Genomic DNA, 18,022 nt, shown 5'->3' on the forward strand with positions numbered 1-18,022 from the left:
GCCACCCACACACTCCCGCCGTTCGGGGGGGGGGGGGGGGGGGCCCCGGGCGGGGGGGGGGGCGGGGCCCCCCCCCCCCCCCCCCGCCCGCCCCCCGGCGGTACCGCGGTGCTCAGAGCAGCAGGGGAAGGCTGCACGCGGCGGCCGCGACCAGCGCCCCCGCGCCCGTCGCGACCCAGGTGGTCAGCCGGGCGTTCACGAGCGGCCCCATCACGACCCGGTCGCGGCAGAAGAAGACCAGCAGGAACAGCGCCACCGGTACGCCGAACGAGATGACCACCTGGCTGGCGATGAGCAGCGTGGTCAGCGGCACCCCGACGAGCAGCGCCGCCATCGCCGGCGCCATGGTCACCAGGCGGCGCAGGTGGGGCGGCACCCGGCGGGCGAGGAACCCCTGCATCACCACGTCCCCGGCGAGGGTCCCGACGCCGCTGGACGAGATTCCGGAGGAGAGGACGGCGATGGCGAAGGCGAGCGCCGCCGCTCCGCCGACGCGGGTGGCCAGTTCCTCGTGCGCGGCGAACAGGTCCCCGGTCCAGGTCCCGCCGGTGGCGTTCGCCAGGCCCACCCCGAAAGCGATCATGGAGATGTTCACGGCGGCGGCGCAGCCGAGGCCGACCGCGACGTCCAACCGCAGCGCGCGGCGGACCAGCGCCGGCCGGCGTCGGACGAAACCGGGCGAACACCCGGGACGCTGCACGATCGCGGAGTGCAGGTAGACGGCGTGCGGCATCACGGTGGCGCCGACGATGCCCAGCGCGAGCACCACCGAGTCCGTACCGTCGAACCGGGGCGCGAGGCCGCCGAGGAACTCCTGCGGGGCCTGGTTGCCGACGACCAGCAGGTCGTACCCGATGCCGGCGCCTACCAGCAGCAGCGCGGCCGCGCTCAGCAGCTCGAACGGGCGGGTACGGCCGCGCCGGCGCAGCTCCAGCAGCAGCAGCGCGGCGGCGGCGGTCAGCACCGCGGAGGCGGCGATGGGCATGCCGAAGAGCAGCCGCATCCCGATCGCCGCCCCGACGAACTCGGCGAGGTCGGTGGCGAGCACCACGACCTCGGCCTGCACCCAGAGCAGCCGGTTGCCCCAGCGCGGGAACCGGCGCCGGCACAGCTGCGGCAGGCTCTCGCCGGTGGCCAGGCCGAGCTTGGCCGCCTGGAACTGGACCAGGACCGCCACGAGGCTGGCCGCCACCACCACCCACACGAGCAGATATCCGAAGGTCGCGCCGGCCGTCAGGTTGGTGGCGACGTTGCCCGGGTCGATGTAGGCGATCGCGGCGACGAAGGCGGGACCCAGCATCGGGGTCATCCGGCGCCAGCCGCCGCCCGCCCGCCGACGGGTGTCGGTTCTCGGCGCGGAGGTCGTGGTCGTGGTCGTCATGTCCCGATGCTGGCCGCGCCGGCCGTGCCCTTACATCACGTGATCGCGGGATTTTTCCGGCGCGGTAGAGCCCTCCGGGCCCGTCGGTGGGCCGGCCCGCGGGGCCCGGACCGTCGTACGGAGCCGGTACGGTCCTCGATGTCCCAGGAATGCCGGCACCCGGAGGGAAGACCATGCGCAACAGGAGACGCGGCCGGCTGGCCGCCGCGGCGGCGCTCGTCATCTGCGCCACCCCGCTGCTGTCCGCGACCCCGGCGCACGCCGCCGAGATCTTCACCGTCTACCTCGCGCCCGACGGGTCCGACGCCAACGACGGGCTCGCCGCCGCCACGCCGGTGCGCTCCCTGGTACGGGTCCAGGAGGTGCTCGTCGCCGCCAAGCCGACCGTCGACGTCGAGGTACGCGTCAAGCAGGGCACCTACACCGCGCCCCCGATGCACACCTGGCGGTTCTACGTGCCGGGACACACCATCTCGTTCCTGCCCGTCGACTACGAGTACGGCGAGGGGCAGGACGGCATCGCCGGCCGGCCCGTCTTCCGCAACCAGCGCAACGCCGACGGCAGCTACCCGAGCGGCTACTGGCTCCAGCCGCGCCTGCCCCGGGATCCCGCGGACCCGCTCTACGGCGGCGGTGCGTCCGGCCTGCGCTTCTACTACCTGCAGGTCGAGTACTACTCGGCCGGCGGCATCTCCATCTACGGCGACTCGGAACGGGACGTCACCGACGAGACGTACGATCCGCCGCTGCGAGTGCGCGCCGGCGAGGGGCTCAACGGCAACACCGTCTTCGGGATGGTCTTCACGCACCTCGGCAGCAGGTGGACCGGCGGCTCGTACGGCTACGGCGCGATCGTGCTCACCAACTCGTCGGGCAACCGCATCGAGAACAACCACTTCGTCAACGTCGAGAACGCCAGTCCGGACGGGGGCTACATCCACGGGCTCTACGTCACGCACTTCAGCTCGTCGAACCAGCTGAACCGCAACGCGTTCAGCTACGTCAGCGGCGATCCCGTGAAGATCCGGAACATGAGCAACTACAACACCGTCGAGTACAACACCTTCAGCCGTACCGGTCGCGCCTCGCACTACCGGGACGAGTTCTGCGACACGGCCTGCGCCCGGGCGAACGGCATCGAACGGCAGTGCGCGTCGTACCACAACCGGTTCTTCAACAACACGCTCGGCACCAACTACGCCGGCACCGGCAGCCTCCCCACCTGGTCGCTGAGCCCGGACGGGCTCACCAACGCGGGCGGTACGCCGTGCGCCATCCCCGCGGGCGACCAGCGGTTGCGCACCGGCTACAACGGCTGACCGGCTCGGTGATCTCCCCCCGGGCCGTCGCCAACCGGGCGTGCGGCCCGAATGGAGGGGAGCAAGACCCCAGATGGTACGGCCAGCCCCACCCGCAAGATGCCTGCGGGCGTTACTGACCGGCGCCCCCGGGCCGGCTGGAATGGGTACGTGGACAGCAAAGTCTCGTACCCGCCGGTGGAGGCCCCCGGAGCGGTCGCCCCGGCGGTCGAACTGCACGGCGTCACCCGGGTCTACGGGGCCCGAGGGGCCGCCGTGCGCGCACTGGACGGCGTGGACATCTCGTTTCCGGTCGGCTCCTGGACGGCAGTGATGGGCCCGTCCGGATCCGGCAAGTCGACCCTGCTGCACTGCGCCGCCGGGCTGGAACGCGTCACCGCCGGCCGGGTACGCGTCGCCGGCCGGGACATCACGGACGCCTCGGACGCCGAGCTGACCCGGCTGCGCCGTACCGTCATGGGGTTCGTCTTCCAGAGCTTCAACCTGATCGGGTCCCTCACGGCCGAGCAGAACGTGGCGATGCCGCTGCGGCTGGCCGGCCGGCGGCCGCCCCGGCAGGTGGTCCGCGACGTGCTCGCGGCGGTGGACCTGGCCGACCGGGCTCGGCACCGCCCCGCCGAGCTCTCCGGCGGCCAGCAGCAGCGCGTGGCGATCGCCCGCGCGATGGTGACCCGGCCGGCCGTGCTCTTCGCGGACGAGCCCACGGGGGCGCTGGACACCCGCTCCGCACGCACCGTGCTGAGCATGCTGCGCGCCATGGTCGACACCAGCGGGCAGACCATCGTCATGGTCACGCACGATCCGGCCGCCGCGGCGAGCGCGGACCGGGTGGTCTTCCTCGGCGACGGGCGGTTGGTCGACCGGCTCGACCGGCCGAGCACCCGGCAGGTGGCCGACCGGCTCGCGCGGTGGGAGGAGTAGGCCATGCTGGGCATGTCGTGGAGCACGTTCCGCGACCGTTGGCCGACCTTCGTGGGCGCCATCGTCACCGTCTGCCTCGGCGTGGCGCTCGTGCAGTCGTCGCTGCTGACCCTGGTCTCGGCGGCCACCGCCACGGTGCCGCCCGGCCTGAGCCCGGCGGAGGAGCGCGCGCTGCGCGACGGGTACGCCGGCGCGCTCTCGCTGCTCGGCATGACGCTCGGGCTGTCGGTCTTCGTCGCGGTCTTCATCGTCAGCTCGACGTTCGCGTTCACCGTGGCCCAGCGCCGCCGCGACCTGGCCCTGCTCCGGCTCACCGGCGCGGGCCGGGGGCAGGTACGGACGCTGCTGGTCGGCGAGGCGCTCCTGCTCGGTACCGTCGGCTCCGCCCTCGGCGCGCTGGTCGGGCTGCCGGTGATGCGGTTGCAGGCCGCGATGCTGTGCGGCTTCGGGTTCGTTCCGGCCGGCTTCGCGGGCCAGTGGCGGTCGTGGGTGCTCGCCGTCTCCGCCGGTACGGGCGTGGGCATCGCCGTGCTCGGCGTGCTGGCCGCGTCCCGGCGGGCCTCGCGGGTCCGGCCGCTGGAGGCGCTGCGCGACGTCGGTGGCGCGGCCCGGGTGATGACCGCCGCCCGGTGGGTGGTCGGCACGATCTTCCTGGCCGGCAGCGTCGCGCTGCTCGTCCTGGTGCCCGCGCTGGGCGGTGAGGCGGCCCTGCCGCTTTCCATCTTCGTCTCGTTCACGCTGGTCACCGCGTTCGCGGTGCTCGCCCCGCTGGTCGTGCCGCTGGTGAGCTGGCCGTTCGGCCTGGTCTTCCGCGGCCGGCTGGGCACGCTCGCGCACGCCAACCTGCGCGCCGACGTGCGCCGCAGCGCCTCGACCGCGGCGCCGATCATGGTGCTGGTCGCGTTCGTGGTGGGCATGGCCGGGACGATGGGCACGCTGACCGAGGCGAGCCGGCAGGAGGTCGCCCGCGACCTGCGCGCGGACCTCGTACTCGACGCGGACCGGCCGGTCGGCGCGCGGTTGGCCGGGGTACCCGGAATCGGCGCGGTCTCCGAGGAAGCGCCGGTCGTGTTCGACCTCGCCCTGGACGACGGCGACGGCGGGCTCTCCTACGAGGCCACCGACGGCCTCGCCGTCGACCCCGCCGCGTACGCCCGGACCCACCGCACGGCGGTCACCGCCGGCGACCTGGCCGACCTGCGCGGCGCGTCGATCGCCGTCAGCCCCGGCTACGCTCCGGAACTGCGCTGGCGGGTCGGCGACACGCTGCCGGTACGTCTCGACGGCGGACCCGACCGGCTGCGCGTCGTCGCGTTGCTGCCGGACACCCTCGCGGGGCCGTACTTCCTGCTGCCGCCCGAATTCATGCCCGACGCCGGCCCTCGCCGGTACGCGGTACAGGCGGCGGACCCGCCGGCGGTCGCCGGCCGGCTCGCCGCCCTCGGGCAGGTCACCGGCGCCGAGCAGTGGATCGACGCGTACGCCGACGACCAGCAGCGCCAGAGCCTGGACGTGATGGTGGCGCTGCTCGGCATGGCGATGCTCTACACCGTCCTCGCGATGGTCAACGCCGTGGTGATCTCCGCCTCGGACCGGCGCGGCGAGTTCGCGACGGCCCGGGTCACCGGCCTGACCCGCGGGCAGGTGGTGCGTGCGGCGCTGGGGGAGTCGCTGGCCGTCGTCGTGATCGGCGTGCTCCTCGGTGCCTTGGCCGCCGCCGGCACCGTGGCCGGCATCGCCTTCGCCGTCGAGGACATGATCGGGATCAGCGCGGCCAGCCCGCCCTGGGGACTGCTCGGCGCGGTGGCGCTCGGCGCAGCCCTGGTCGTGGGCGCGGCCAGCGTGCTGACCACACTGGCCGCCACCCGTACGCCCGCCATCCGGCTCGTCGCCGCGCGCGAGTGAACCCGCCCGGGTCGGGGCGTCACGGGGCGCCCCGACCCGGGGACCGGTGGGGTCAGCAGCGGCTGATGGTCGAGTTGTTCAACGTGACGTTGGAGATGGTCAACCGGTCGGCGCAGGGGTTCTCGACGATCCGGTTGTTGACCAGCGTGAAGTTGCGCAGGGTGAGGTCGGCGTTGCCGGGGAACTCGGTGCGCTCGGCCAGCCGGACCTCACCGCCGCCGCTGATCGTGCCGCCGTTGGCGGCGAGGTTCACGTTGTAGCAGTTCTCGATCAGCACCGCGTTGTTGCCGGTGTTGGCGATGTCGACCCGGTCGATGGCCGCCCCGCCGCTCTCCGAGACGCAGAAGATGCCGCGCCCGCCGCCGCGGGCCCGTACCGTCCCGACCCGGACGTTGGTCGGGTACCCGGAGCCGACCCGACCGTTGCGGTTGGCCATGCGGAAGGCGGCGTACCCCGTGCCGGCGCCGGCGTTTTCGGCGTCGACCGTGGTGACCGTGGCGTTGATGGTCTGGTTGAGCAGCAGACCGGACTCGCCCACGTTGCGGGCGGTCACGGTGCCGATGGTGAGACCGTCGACGCCGTACGTCTCCACCGCGTGCGAGCGCGCGCCCGAGACGTAGACGTTGTCGATGCGTACGTTGCGGGTCCACTGGCTGGTGTCGCCGCGGTTGTCGATGCGTACGCCGAGACCGCCCGAGAGCCGCATGTCGATCTGGCCGAGGATCACGTTGGTGACGTTGCGCATGAAGATGCCGTACAGCGGGCTGCCCGTGAGGGTGAGGTGCTGCACCTCGATCTGGGTGGTCCCGCGCGAGTAGATCGGCGCCTGGTCGCCGGAGCCGGAGCCCGTCACGTTGATGGTGCCGCAGACGTCGATGACGGTGTAGCTGGGCAGCGAGATCCGCGCTCCGGCGCTGATCGAACCGGAGCCCCGGACGACCACGCGCTGCTTGGCGGTACGCCCGGCGGAGAGGCTGTTGACCGCGGCCTGTACCGCGGCGCGCAGGTCGCCGCCGGTGTAGACGGTGCTGCCGCCGTTGCGGGCGGTCCAGGTGCCGCCGCTGAGCACCGCCTCGGCGTTGAAGGAGCCGCTGCCGCATTCGGCGAGGGTGCCGGGGCCGGGGTCGACCAGCGTCCGGGCCCCGCTCGGGCCGCTCCCGTCGTACGCGCCGCCGGCGGCCGGTCCGGTCCCGGCAGCGGAGTTCGTGTCGGCGACGCTCGCGGCGTGGGCCGGGTTGGCGGGGCTGGCCGCGCCGGTGGCGACGATCGCCAGGACGGCGAGTACGGCTATCGGAGACGGCCGGTGCCGGCCGTCGCGGGCAGGTCGAGGTGCTGGGGTCAAGGGACTACTCCCGTCAGGATGACCCGCCACGGAAGGTTCCGCGGTTGCCCTACGAACGTCGCACCGGTGAACCATTCCACGTGTGGCGGGAGGATGGATCTCTCCGGCGTCGCGGCCCGGTCACGACGACAGGAAAGCGCTTTCCAGGCCGAGGGTAGGGGATTAATCCATAGACGTCAATGCCTCTCGGCGTGGCCGCCGAGGTGTGCTCCAGGGTGTAGTGATCAAATATTGTCACTGAAAGTAGTGTCGTAACTACTAATTGTCAGAGGCGGGCTCTACGGTGCATTCATGTCCGCGTTGACGTACGAGATCAGCGGGGTGAGCGGCCCGGTGGCTCCGGGGCCGCCCGCCCCGGCCGCCTCCGCGCGGCCCCGCCCGCCCGAACCGGCTCCGGGAGGTCGCCGGCCCTCGACCCCGGGCCGCCTGCGGTCGGCCGCGGGTCGCCGGGCGCTGGCTCTCGCCCGTCGGCCCCCGGCCCCCGGCCGCCGGTCCCTGCCGCTCGGCCGTCGGTCCCCGACCCCCGATGCCGAACTCGTCGCCACGGCCGGCCGGGCCGTCGAGCGGCGCCGGGAGTGACCGTGCCGTCGTTGCAGTTCCTCGGGGACGCCCCGCCGGCGATGGCGCTCGCCGTGGCCGCGCCGGCCGTGGCGTACCTGATGCTGCTGGCGGTGGCGGTGCTCGTCGCCACGCTGCACCCGCAGCCCGACCGCCGCGCCGACGCGCGTCGGGTGCTCGTCGCGCTGCTGGCCGTCGTACGGAGCCGCAGAGGCCGGTGAACCGCCGCGACGGTGTCCGGGCGGAGCAGGCGACCCGGGCGGTGGGGTGCTGGCCGTGCCGCGCGGGCGGGAATCCGTTGGCCGGACCCGGCCCCGGTGGGTGATGATCTCGCCGTGTCGACGAGTTTCGCGGACGGCCGGGCCGGCATCGACGCCGCGCTGGTCCGGCGGTTGATCGCCGCGCAGTTCCCGCACTGGAGCGACCTGCCGGTGACGCCGGTGGAGGTCGACGGGTGGGACAACCGGACGTACCGGCTCGGTGCGGAGATGACAGTGCGGCTCCCCACCGCCGCCGGATACGTACCCGCCGTGGCCAAGGAGAACGAGTGGCTGCCCCGGCTGGCGCCGGCCCTACCGGTCGCGGTGCCACCGGTGCTGGCCGTTGGCGTCCCGGGCCAGGGCTATCCCTACCCCTGGTCGGTGCGCGGCTGGCTGCCGGGGGAGACGGCCCAACGGGCGCCCATCGCCGACCTCCCGCGGTTCGCGGTTTCGGTGGCGGAGTTCATCCGCGCTCTCCAACGCTGCGACCCCACCGGCGGACCGCTCGCCGGCGAGCACAGTTTCCACCGGGGCGCCTCGCCCGCACACTACGACGCGCAGACCCGCCGGTACCTGGCCACGCTCGCCGGCCACGTCGACACGGCGCGCGCCGCCGCCGTCTGGGAGGCCGCCCTGGCCGCCCGGTGGAACGGCGAGCCCGTCTGGTTCCACGGCGACATCGCCGGCGGAAATTTGCTGGTCGTCGACGGCGGGCTCGCCGCCGTCATCGATTTCGGTACGTCGGGCGTCGGGGATCCGGCCTGCGATCTCGTGATCGCCTGGACGATGTTCTCCGGCGAGGCCCGGCACGCCTTCCGCCGGGCGGTCGGCCAGGACGACGGTACCTGGGCGCGGGCCCGGGGCTGGGCCCTGTGGAAGGCGCTGCTGGTGCTGGCCGAGTCGATCGAGGTCGACCCCGCGCGAGCCGCCGCCAACGAGCGCGTGATCGCCGAGGTTCTCGCCGACCACGACCAACTCGGCTGAGATCTGGCCCCACGCCGGGTGCCGTGGTCGGCGAGGGAGCACCAGCGACCGGCCCACCGGCGCGAGCGGGTCAGGCCCCGGGCCGCATGTTCTTGCGCGCCCAGGCGTCGAAGCTCGTGAGGGGGATGCCGAGCTCCCTCGCGTACCGTGGGCGGCCCGGCTGGCCCGCGACGTTCATCCACTCGTGCGCGGCGCCCATCTGCGGCATTCCGGCGGCGAGGGCCTCCTCCTCGGTCATCTCCGGCGCGGACAGCCGAGTCCCCAGGACGTGGGAGAGGACCTCGGCGATCTCCGTCATGGACAGGTAGTCGCTCGCCAGCTCCAGCTCGACGCCGTCGAACCGCTCCGGTGCGGCGATGGCCGCCGCGACCGCCGCGCCGATGTCCTCCACCGCGACCAGGGACAGCCGGGTCTCGGGCTTCAGGACGCTCACCAGGCCGCCCTCGATGCCGCGCGGGAACAGGAACGCCATGGCCGGGAGGAAGTTCTCCATGAAGAAGCCCGGCTTGAGGATCGTCCAGTGCGGAAAGCCGGCCTCGCGGACCCGGTCCTGGATCGCGCTCTTGGCGCCCAGACTGGACTCCACCATCGGCCAGCGGCCGTCGACCCAGCCGGGCACCTCGGTGTGCTGGCCGGCGCCGGCGACGGACGTGTACACGAACTGCGGCACTCCGGCGGCCTTCGCGCCCTCGACGAGGTTGACGCCCTGGGCCGTCTCCCCGGCGAAGTCGAAACCCGCCGCGGTCAGGTCGGCCATCTGGACGGAGAAGACGGCGCGGGCGCCCTCGGCGGCGCGGATCACGGAGTCGCGGTCGTGCAGGTCGCCGGTGACCAGTTCGGCGCCGAGTGCCTCGACTGCCCTGGCCCGGTCGGTGCCCGGGTCGCGTACGAGGGCGCGGACGGGGACGCCCGCCGCGAGCAGGGCGCGGGCGGCGGCGCCGCCCTGCCGGCCGGTGGCGCCGGTGACCAGGACGGGCACGGGAGTCGTGGACATGGTGCTCCTCGGGGATGCTCGGACGAAACGGCGGGACCCGCCGTTTCTACCCCCGGTACGATATGGCGGGGTCCGCCACTTAGCAATCCTGGAGTTGACGCCATGCCCGATCACCAGCGCGCGGACGCGAGGCGCAACTACGCGCGCATCCTCGCCGTGGCCGAGGACGAGGTGGCCGCGAACGGCGCCGCCGCCTCCCTCGAACAGATCGCCCGCGTCGCGGGCGTGGGTTCGGCCACCGTACGGCGGCACTTCCCGACCCGCCGCGCCCTGTTGGAGGCGGTCTCCCGGCAACGGATCGAGGCGCTGAGCGTCCGCGCCCGGGAGCTGACCGGCCGGGGCGACAGCCGGGACGCGCTGCTGGAGTGGCTGGGCGAGGTCGTCGCCTACTGCGTCTCCGCCCGGGGGCTGGCGGCCGCGCTGACCTACGACGGTGCCGGGTCCGACCCGGTGCACGACAACGCCTGCTCCGCCGCGCTGGAGGAGGCGGCCGGCCCGCTGCTCCAGCGCGCCGCCCGGGACGGCGCGGTGGCCACGAGCGTGACCGTGGCAGACCTGATCACGCTGATCGTCGGCATCGTCCTGGCCACCGAGCACCACCCCGACCACGCCGTCCGGGCGGACCGGCTGTTCCGGCTGGCCGTGGCGGGACTGAGCCCGCGGCGCTGACCGCGGCGCGCGACCGGCGGAGCCGAGCCGGGCGCACCGTCGGCGCGGCAGCGGGAAGCGCTCAGCCCGCCGGGGGCGCCGGGGAGCGCAGCTCGGGACGGGTCGGACCGGGCTGCGCCGGCACGACCACCGGCGCGGACGGTCCGGGTACGAACGGCGCCGGCGGCCCGGCAAGCGGCGGCGCGGGTAGCCCGCGTACGGGCGGTGCCGCCGGCCCGGCGACGGCCCACGGGGAGGTCGCCTCGGCCAGCTCCGGCCAGACCGCGGCCGACCGGGCCCGCACCGCCGCGAGCCGGTGCAGCGCGCGCCGCTGCCGTTCGGCGTGCACCGCCGCGAGATAGGCCCAGAACGGTGTCCCCGGCGGCGGAAGGGGTCGGGTCACGGCGGCGACCTCCGCGGCGAGGCGGCTGCCGAGCTGGTCACGGGCCGGCTGGCGGAGCCGGCGGTACCGGGCGAGGTAGTGCCGGACGGCCAGGGCGAGGTCGTCGTCGAGACCGGCCAGGTCGAGCGTGGCCGCCCAGGCCGCGAGCGGGGGCGGCATCCGGACGAACCAGCCCCACGTGGTGACGCCGCGGTCGTGGATGACCAGCGTCCCGGCCGCGTAGTCGCCGAACCGTTTGCCGGACGGACTCACCAGCATCGTCACGATGCAGGCGAGCCAGGTCAGCGGCGGTAACAGGCCGGGCAGCTCGACCGCGGCGCCGACCAGGCCGCGGGTCAGAGCCTGCCGGAACCGGACCGGACCGCCGTCCTCGCGGACGACCCGCAGCCCCAGCAGGTACTTGCCCAGGGTCCGCCCGGAGGTGACGGACTCCATCGTGACCGGGTACCCGACCACGACCGCGACGAGCACCACGACGCCGATGCCCTCGAACAGCGCCTCGTCGTACCGGAGCAGCCCGGTCTCGCCGAGGATCAGCACGAGCAGGCCGGCGACCATCCAGAGCAGGACGAAGAGCAGGACCTGGAGCACCAGGTCGACGGCCCTGGCCAGCATCCGGGAGCCGAGCCGGGCGACCCGCGGGTCGAGCCGCACGGCCTCACCCGTGACGAACTGTGCGGTACCGGCGGACGGGGGTGGGGCGTCGTGGGTCACCCGCACAGTGTGGCCGATGGGTACGATGCAGCGCGGACCGGTGACCGCCCACCTGAACCGGTGTCGCCGCCATTCGCCACCGTGGGTACGGGGAGCCGCCGTGGATCTGGACGCCTTCGCCGCCGAGCACGGGCCCCAGTGGCGCCGGCTGGGCATCCTGCTCGCCCGACCCCGCCGCAAGCTCACCGCGGCCGAGGTCGACGAGATGGTGTTCCTCTACCGCCGGGCGGCCACGCACCTCTCCATCGTGCAGAGCCGCTCGCCGGACCCGGACCTGGTCGCGACGCTGAGCCAGCTCGTGCTCCGGGCCCGCGCCCGGCTCAGCCCCGCGCCCGGTTTCCGCTGGGCGACGCTGGGCCAGTTCTTCACCGTCTCGTTTCCGGGTGAGGTCTACCGGGCGGGCCGGTGGTGCGCCGGTGTCGCGGCCGGGTTCGTCGGCCTGGCCGCGGTGCTCATCGCGATCGTCGCCAGCGATCCGGACGTGGCGCTGCGGTTCCTCTCCCCGGCCGAGATCAACAGCCTGGTCGAGCACGACTTCGAGGCCTACTACAGCAACAACGCGCCGGAGAACTTCGGCTTCGCCGTCTGGACCAACAACGCCTGGGTCAGCGCGCTCTGCCTCGCCTCGGGCGTACTCGTCCTGCCGGTGCTCTACCTGCTCTGGAGCAACGTGCTGAACCTGGGCCTCACCGGCGGGATCATGGTCGGCAACGACCGGGCCGACGTCTTCTACGGCCTGCTCCTCGTCCACGGCCTGCTGGAGCTGACCTGCGTCTTCGTGGCGGCCGGCGTCGGGCTGCGGATCGGCTGGGCCTGGATCGCGCCCGGCCCGCTGCGTACCCGGGCGCAGGCCGTCGCGGTGGCGGGCCGCTCCGCGGTCGTGGTCGCGCTCGGGCTGACCCCGGTGCTGCTGCTGAGCGGGGCGGTCGAGGCGGGCATCACCCCGTCTCCGCTGCCGACCGTGGTCAAGCTCGCGATCGGCGCGCTGGTCTGGCTCGCCTTCCTCGGCTACGTGACCTGGTTCGGCGCGCTCGCCGTACGGCAGGGGCGGGCCAGCGACCTCGGCGCGTTCGACCGTGAGGTGCTGGCCCCCACCGTTTGACCGGTCCAGCCCGCCCCGGGCCGGCCGGCGGCTCCGCCTCGAACCCCTAGAGCCGGCCGGCGGCCTTGAGGGCGAGGTACCGGTCCGCGACGGCGGAGGCGAAGGTCTCCACCGGCGCGTCCACCACGTGCACGTGGGACCGGCTCAGCGCGGCCCGGACCCGGTCCAGCTCGGCGAGGCTCCGCTCGGCGGCGGCGGCCGTGTGCAGGGCGGCCGTACCGTCCCGGGCCGCGGCCAGCGCCTCCAGGGACGGGTCGTGCACCGCGGCGAGCATGACCGTGTGCCGCGCCACCAGCCGCGGTAGCACCGGCAGCAGCCCGTCGCCGAGCGCACCCGGGTCGAGCGTCGTGAAGATCACCACGAGGGCGCGCTTGCGCTCGATCCGCAGCACCTCGGCCACGACCCGTGCGAAGTCGGTCTCGACCAGCGCCGGTCGCAGACCGGCCAGGGCCCGGGTCAGGCGGGCCAACTGGTCGCGCGCGGTCGAAGCCGGGACCCGCGCGCGTACCTCGGCGTCCACCGCGAGCAGGTCCACCCGGTCGTGGGCCTGGGTGGCGAGCGTCGCGAGCAGCAGCGCGGCGTCGATCGCCGCGTCCAGCCGGGGCTCGCCGGCCGCCACGCCGTCCGGGGTGGTGCCGGAGACCGGCCCGTCCGCGACCGGGGCGACCGTGCCGACCCGGCCGGCGCTGGTGCGGCCCGTGTCGATGACGCAGAGCACCCGCCGGTCCCGCTCGGGCCGCCAGGTCTTCACCGCGACGTGCTCCCGCCGGGCGGTGCCCCGCCAGTCGATCGAGCGCACGTCGTCGCCGACCACGTACTCCCGCAGCGAGTCGAACTCGGTGCCCTGCCCCCGACCCCGGGTGACCGCGCGCCCCTCGATGATCCGCAGCCGGGACAGCTTCTCGGGCAGGAACCGGCGCGAGGCGAACGGCGGCAGCGCGGTGAGGGTCCACGGCGGGGTGAGCGCCGCGGCCCGGCGCCGGCCGGTCTGCCGGAACGCCAACCCCAGCGGACCGTACGAGCGGATGGTCACCCGCGCCGCGGGTCGGTCCCCGCGCCGCGTCGGGGTCAGCGTGGTGACCACGTCGACCGACTCGCCCGGGTCCAGCAGGATCGGGTGGGCGTACGGCGCGCCGGCCCCCGCCGACGGTACCCAGGCGTCGCGGACCAGCCCGCGCAGCGTACGCACGGAGGTGTTGGTGACGGTGAGGGTGACCCGCGCGCTCTCGCCGAGCCGGACGCGCCGGGCGCCGGAGCGGGCCAACCGCACCTCGCCCGCCGGCGCGGCGGCGAGCCAGTCCAGCGCGGTCAGCAGCAGCACCACGCCGGTGACGGCGCCCAGCGAGAGCCACCAGCCGGTCGAGGCCCCGGCCAGCGCGGCCAGCAGCGTGGCGAGCGCCCCGAGCCCGCCGAGCAGGGCCGGCACCCGCCAGGTCATCGCGGCACCGCCGTCACCGCGGCGCCGGCACCGCGGTCAGCAGCGCCTCCAGCACGGCGTCGGCCGTGGCGCCCTCGATCTCCGCCTCGTGGCGCAGCCGTACCCGGTGCCGCAGGGCCGGCCGGGCGACCGCCTTGACGTCGTCCGGGGTGACGTAGTCCCGGCCGACCAGCCAGGCGTTCGCCTTCGCGGCGTTGAGCACGGCGGTGGCGCCGCGCGGCGAGGCGCCCAGCTCCAGCGACGGGGTGGCCCGGGTGGCCCGGCAGAGGTCCACGATGTACGCCAGCACCACGTCCGCGACCCGCACCCGGAGCACGCCCTGCCGGGCGACGGCCAGGTCGGCCGCGGTGGCGGCGGGCCGGACCCCGGCCGCCGTCAGGTCGCGCGGGTCGAAGCCCTGGTGGTGTGCCCGGAGCACGCCGAACTCCTCGTCCCGGGTCGGCAGCGGTACGGTCAGCTTGAACAGGAACCGGTCAAGCTGCGCCTCGGGCAGGGGATAGGTCCCCTCGTACTCGATCGGGTTCTGGGTGGCGGCGACCAGGAACGGATCCGGCAGCGGGCGGGGGTTGCCCTCGACCGAGACCTGCCGCTCCTCCATCACCTCCAGCAGGGCGGCCTGGGTCTTCGGCGGGGTCCGGTTGATCTCGTCGGCGAGCAGCAGGTTGGTGAAGACCGGACCCTCGCGGAACTCGAAGACGGCGGTACGCGCGTCGAAGACCAGCGAACCGGTCACGTCGCCGGGCATCAGGTCCGGGGTGAACTGCAACCGCTTGTTCTCCAGCGACAGCCCCGCCGCGAGGGCGCGGACGAGCAGCGTCTTGGCGACCCCCGGCACGCCCTCCAGCAGCACGTGTCCCCGGCAGAGGAGGGCGATGAGCAGCCCGGTCACGGTCGCCTGCTGCCCGACGACCGCCTTGGCGACCTCCGCGCGCAACTGGCCGAGCGCCTGCCGGGCCGCGTGTTCGGCCGGGTCGCCGGTCGGTGCCGCCGACCCGGCCCCGCCGAGGCCGGCCGGCGCCGCTGTCTCTGTCACAGTTCTCCTCCAGATTCGACTGACCCGTCCGGGTCGCCCGAGCCGTCGCCCGTCCGGCGCGCCCCGACCGCCAGCACGGCGGCGACCAGGTCGTCCAGGTCGGCGACGGCGTACCGCAGCTCCTCGTCGGTGGCCGGCGCCGGCCCGCGCAGTATCGCCCGGACCTGGTCGACCGGCCGGCCGGTGCGGTCCGCGACGTACCCGATCAGCTCGTCGTCCCACCCGCTCGCGACGGCCCGGTGCGGCGCGAGGAGCCCGCGGGCCGGGGCGACCAGGGGCGCGATCCGGCGCAGCGCGGCGCTCCGCAGCGCCTCCAGGGTCGCCTCCCGGGCGTGGATGCGGTGGTAGAGCCGACCCCGTCCCGTCACGGTCTCGGTGGCCGGTACGACGACCGGCAGGGGTTCGGCGACCGGCGGGCCGAGCCGGCGGGCCCGGACCACGGCGATCAGCAGCCCGAGCAGGCCGAGCAGGCCGAGGCTGGCCCAGAGGCCGGCCGGGAACGCCGTCCACATCGGGTTGCCGCCGGTGCCGCCGCCGCGTTCCGGCTGGTCGTAGCGGGGTCGCGGCAGCGGTGCCCGCGGGCGGGGTTCCGGCCTGTGCAGGTCGAGCCAGACCAGGTCCCGGTCGCGGCCGAGCAGGGCCGTCGCCAGCGCCCGGTTGCCGGCCTCGCCGATTCGCCCGTTGCGGAACGGGTCGGTGGCGCCGACCGCCAGCAGCTCCGAGCCGCCGAGCCGGATGCCGGTCAGGCCGCCGTCGTAGCACCTGAACTCCAGGTACTCCGGGTCGGCCCCGTACCGCGAGCGCAGCACCGCGGCCGGGCCGGCCGCGACCGCGAAATCGGTCCCGCAGCCCGGGGCGACGGTCCGGGTGGCCCAGCGGGTCGGGCCGGTGTCGAGGCCGAGGGAGGCCGACGTGATCCGGCCGGGCCGGGCCAGGACCACCCGGTGGCCGTTCGGCGCGTCCTCCAGCGTGCCGAGGAAGCGGGGGTCGACGAAGTCCGGCGCGGGTACGAAGACGGTCGCGCGGCCGGGGCCGAGCCCGCCCAGGACGCGCCGGGCCTCGGCCGAGCTGCCGACCCGGTGGACGGTGACGCCCGCGGCCGTGAGCGTTTCGGCCAGCCGGCTGGAGCCGTCGGCGCCGGAGCCGGTGGGGGAGAGGGTGCCGGCGGCCCGCAGGTTCGGCTCCTCCAGTACGTGTGCGACGCCGGTGACCAGGTAGAGCAGGGCGAGCCCGAGGAACGGGACCGCCAGCCGGTGCCAGCGGCGGCGCCGACGGCCGCCGCGAACCTGCGGGGCCGGCGGGACGGCTCCGCCCGCGCCATCGGCGGCGGGCGCGTTCGGCGCTGGCACGGTGGCGGCGGTCATGGGGCGTCCACCAGGGGCTGCTCGGCTCCGCCCGCCTGCTCGGCGCCGAGGGCCGCGCGCGGGGGTTCGGGGTCGAGGGCGGCGCGCACCCGCTCGGCCTGGCGGCGCATGGCCCGGTCGTCGTCGGCGGTCGCCGGGCGCAGGCCGTACCAGATCTCCGAGAAGATCTCCGACGCCGTGCCGAGCGGTTCCGCCGTGCTCGGACGCGCCCGCCCGGCCATCCGGGCCAGCTCGGTCACCGTCCAGCCGGGACGGTGGACGAGCACGCCCCGCTCGGCGAGGTCCCGGACGACGGCGCGCAGCCGTTCCCGGACCGCCTCCGCGTACCGGCCGGCCGCGGCCAGCTCGTCGGCGCTCAGCGCGAGCACCGCGGCGGGGACCTGCGGCACCTCGTCGTCCGGCAGTTCGGGCGCCGGCACCGGCTCCGGCCGGGGGCGGCGACGCCACCGCCAGCGCGGTCGCCAGCGCAGCCGGCCCAGCCGTGGCCAGCGGAACCGGAACCGTCGGCGCCGCCGGGCCGGCCGCTCGCGCCGGACCCGGGCGCGCCGGCGGGACGGCAGCCAGGCCGGCCAGGTGTACCAGAGCACGGCGACGAGGGCGGTCAGCAGGAACAGCAGCAGGCCGAGCATCGCCACCCCGCCGATCACCAGATCGCCCAGGTCGGCCACGAACTCGTTCCAGAAACGGCTCACCGGGGCACCGCCAGCGCGCCCTCGGCGGAGACGCCACGGCTCGTCGCCCGGCGCAGCGCGATGTCCAACCCCTCGTTGCGCATCCGGGTCTCCAGGTGCAACACCGTGTCCAGGCAGGCCAGCACCGGGTACGCGACGGCGTTGACGGCCAGCCAGGCCAGCCCCAGCACCAGATGGTCCCGCCAGGCCACCCCGGTGTCGACGAAGAGCCCCAGCGCGGCGTAGCTGCCGATGCCGGTGGCGAGCCGGATGAGCAGCCAGGAGGTGTAGCCGAGCAGGCGGATCCCGCCGGCCCGCAGCCCCGACCGGACGACCAGCCCGATCGAGCGCAGCAGCGCCCGGCCGGGATCGAGACGGTCGAGGACCACCGCCGGCACGGCGAGCCCGAGCAGCGCGTACGCGATCGGCCAGGCCACGACCGACACGGCGGCCAGGCCGCAGACGAGCGCCGCGACGACCGCCACCACCCCGGTGGCCAACGGGCGGGCCGGCCGGAGCGGCGCGGCGGGGCCGAGCAGCGCGCGCGGCGCGGCGGCGGAGCTGAGCCCGCCGAGCAGCGCGATGCACGCGGCCTCGGTGGCGAACCCGGTGACCAGCAGGAGCCAGAACCAGCCCCACCGGTCCTCGGCCGGGAAGACCACGTTCACCACGTCGGCGAGCTGCCGCAGTGGGAAGAGCACGACCTGTTCGAGCAGGGCGACCAGGAAGCCCCAGCCCAGCAGCGGCGCGGCGCGGGTACGCAGCAGCGCCATCGCCGCGTCGAGCAGTTCGCCGACGGTCATCGGCCGCAGCGGTACCGCACTCGTCGCGCCTTCTCCGAACAAGAGCCCCCGCCCCCGCAAGCCACGTGACCGGGCCCCATCGTGGCATGCCGCCGCCGCGTCCGTGTCCCCCGGGGCCCATGGGACGGAACGCGTCAGTTCATCGGGCGTTCAGGATCCGTCACTCCGCGGCGCCTACGGTC

At 75.0% G+C, this 18,022-nt stretch carries 16 protein-coding genes; 7 read left to right on the forward strand and 9 right to left on the reverse strand.

Annotation, left to right across the window (positions count from 1 at the left end):
* Positions 1 to 112 precede the first annotated feature (112 nt).
* A complete protein-coding gene (locus tag AB0J86_RS25490; protein ID WP_363860120.1) occupies positions 113 to 1,381 on the reverse strand; it encodes an Nramp family divalent metal transporter in 1,269 nt (422 codons plus the stop codon).
* A gap of 173 nt (positions 1,382 to 1,554) precedes the next feature.
* Between AB0J86_RS25490 and AB0J86_RS25495 the strand changes: the two genes are divergently transcribed.
* The 3 genes from AB0J86_RS25495 (at position 1,555) to AB0J86_RS25505 (ending at position 5,526) form a co-directional block, all read left to right on the forward strand.
* Positions 1,555 to 2,700 (forward strand): right-handed parallel beta-helix repeat-containing protein, encoded by a 1,146-nt coding sequence (locus AB0J86_RS25495; protein ID WP_363860121.1) that lies wholly within the window; start codon positions 1,555 to 1,557, stop codon positions 2,698 to 2,700.
* 150 nt (positions 2,701 to 2,850) lie between these two features.
* Positions 2,851 to 3,621, forward strand: a complete 771-nt coding sequence (locus tag AB0J86_RS25500; RefSeq protein ID WP_363860122.1) for an ABC transporter ATP-binding protein — start codon at positions 2,851 to 2,853, stop codon at positions 3,619 to 3,621.
* 3 nt (positions 3,622 to 3,624) lie between these two features.
* The gene (locus AB0J86_RS25505) at positions 3,625 to 5,526 is read left to right on the forward strand and encodes an FtsX-like permease family protein (RefSeq protein WP_363860123.1); all 1,902 of its coding nucleotides are present in this window, start codon (positions 3,625 to 3,627) and stop codon (positions 5,524 to 5,526) included.
* Positions 5,527 to 5,578: 52 nt separating this feature from the next.
* Here the strand turns inward: AB0J86_RS25505 and AB0J86_RS25510 are convergent, their stop codons facing one another.
* The gene (locus AB0J86_RS25510) at positions 5,579 to 6,868 is read right to left on the reverse strand and encodes a hypothetical protein (RefSeq protein ID WP_363860124.1); all 1,290 of its coding nucleotides are present in this window, start codon (positions 6,866 to 6,868) and stop codon (positions 5,579 to 5,581) included.
* 581 nt (positions 6,869 to 7,449) lie between these two features.
* On the opposite strand from AB0J86_RS25510, the gene AB0J86_RS25515 reads away from it, so the two are divergent.
* Positions 7,450 to 7,647: a hypothetical protein gene (locus AB0J86_RS25515; RefSeq protein WP_363860125.1), complete on the forward strand. Its 198-nt coding sequence runs from the start codon at positions 7,450 to 7,452 to the stop codon at positions 7,645 to 7,647.
* A gap of 114 nt (positions 7,648 to 7,761) precedes the next feature.
* Positions 7,762 to 8,670, forward strand: coding sequence for an aminoglycoside phosphotransferase family protein (locus AB0J86_RS25520; RefSeq protein WP_363860126.1), 909 nt, complete (start codon positions 7,762 to 7,764; stop codon positions 8,668 to 8,670).
* A 70-nt stretch (positions 8,671 to 8,740) separates the two neighbouring features.
* Here the strand turns inward: AB0J86_RS25520 and AB0J86_RS25525 are convergent, their stop codons facing one another.
* On the reverse strand, positions 8,741 to 9,664 hold the full coding sequence (locus tag AB0J86_RS25525; RefSeq protein ID WP_363860127.1) for an NmrA family NAD(P)-binding protein: 924 nt from the start codon (positions 9,662 to 9,664) through the stop codon (positions 8,741 to 8,743).
* Between the two features lie 102 nt (positions 9,665 to 9,766).
* On the opposite strand from AB0J86_RS25525, the gene AB0J86_RS25530 reads away from it, so the two are divergent.
* Complete coding sequence (locus tag AB0J86_RS25530; RefSeq protein ID WP_363860128.1) at positions 9,767 to 10,333, forward strand: helix-turn-helix domain-containing protein; 567 nt, start codon at positions 9,767 to 9,769, stop codon at positions 10,331 to 10,333.
* A 61-nt stretch (positions 10,334 to 10,394) separates the two neighbouring features.
* Here AB0J86_RS25530 and AB0J86_RS25535 read toward each other — a convergent pair whose 3' ends face one another.
* The gene (locus AB0J86_RS25535) at positions 10,395 to 11,429 is read right to left on the reverse strand and encodes an RDD family protein (protein ID WP_363860129.1); all 1,035 of its coding nucleotides are present in this window, start codon (positions 11,427 to 11,429) and stop codon (positions 10,395 to 10,397) included.
* A 100-nt stretch (positions 11,430 to 11,529) separates the two neighbouring features.
* Between AB0J86_RS25535 and AB0J86_RS25540 the strand changes: the two genes are divergently transcribed.
* Positions 11,530 to 12,531, forward strand: a complete 1,002-nt coding sequence (locus tag AB0J86_RS25540; protein WP_363860130.1) for a stage II sporulation protein M — start codon at positions 11,530 to 11,532, stop codon at positions 12,529 to 12,531.
* 46 nt (positions 12,532 to 12,577) lie between these two features.
* Here the strand turns inward: AB0J86_RS25540 and AB0J86_RS25545 are convergent, their stop codons facing one another.
* The 5 genes from AB0J86_RS25545 to AB0J86_RS25565 all read right to left on the reverse strand — a co-directional run bounded on the left by AB0J86_RS25545 (position 12,578) and on the right by AB0J86_RS25565 (position 17,840).
* Complete coding sequence (locus tag AB0J86_RS25545) at positions 12,578 to 13,969, reverse strand: DUF58 domain-containing protein (protein WP_363860131.1); 1,392 nt, start codon at positions 13,967 to 13,969, stop codon at positions 12,578 to 12,580.
* 13 nt (positions 13,970 to 13,982) lie between these two features.
* On the reverse strand, positions 13,983 to 14,903 hold the full coding sequence (locus AB0J86_RS25550; protein ID WP_363860225.1) for a MoxR family ATPase: 921 nt from the start codon (positions 14,901 to 14,903) through the stop codon (positions 13,983 to 13,985).
* A gap of 95 nt (positions 14,904 to 14,998) precedes the next feature.
* On the reverse strand, positions 14,999 to 16,366 hold the full coding sequence (locus tag AB0J86_RS25555; RefSeq protein WP_363860132.1) for a DUF4350 domain-containing protein: 1,368 nt from the start codon (positions 16,364 to 16,366) through the stop codon (positions 14,999 to 15,001).
* Complete coding sequence (locus AB0J86_RS25560) at positions 16,363 to 17,058, reverse strand: DUF4129 domain-containing protein (protein WP_363860133.1); 696 nt, start codon at positions 17,056 to 17,058, stop codon at positions 16,363 to 16,365. Before AB0J86_RS25560 ends, AB0J86_RS25555 begins: the two co-directional genes overlap by 4 nt.
* Positions 17,055 to 17,840 carry a hypothetical protein gene (locus AB0J86_RS25565; RefSeq protein WP_363860134.1) on the reverse strand — a complete coding sequence of 262 codons (786 nt, stop codon included), beginning with the start codon at positions 17,838 to 17,840 and terminating at the stop codon, positions 17,055 to 17,057. The genes AB0J86_RS25560 and AB0J86_RS25565 overlap by 4 nt, the downstream gene beginning before the upstream one ends.
* Positions 17,841 to 18,022: the final 182 nt, after the last annotated feature.

The sequence above is a fragment of the Micromonospora sp. NPDC049559 genome, assembly GCF_040676675.1.
In the GTDB taxonomy this organism is placed as follows: Bacteria; Actinomycetota; Actinomycetes; order Mycobacteriales; family Micromonosporaceae; genus JBFAPK01.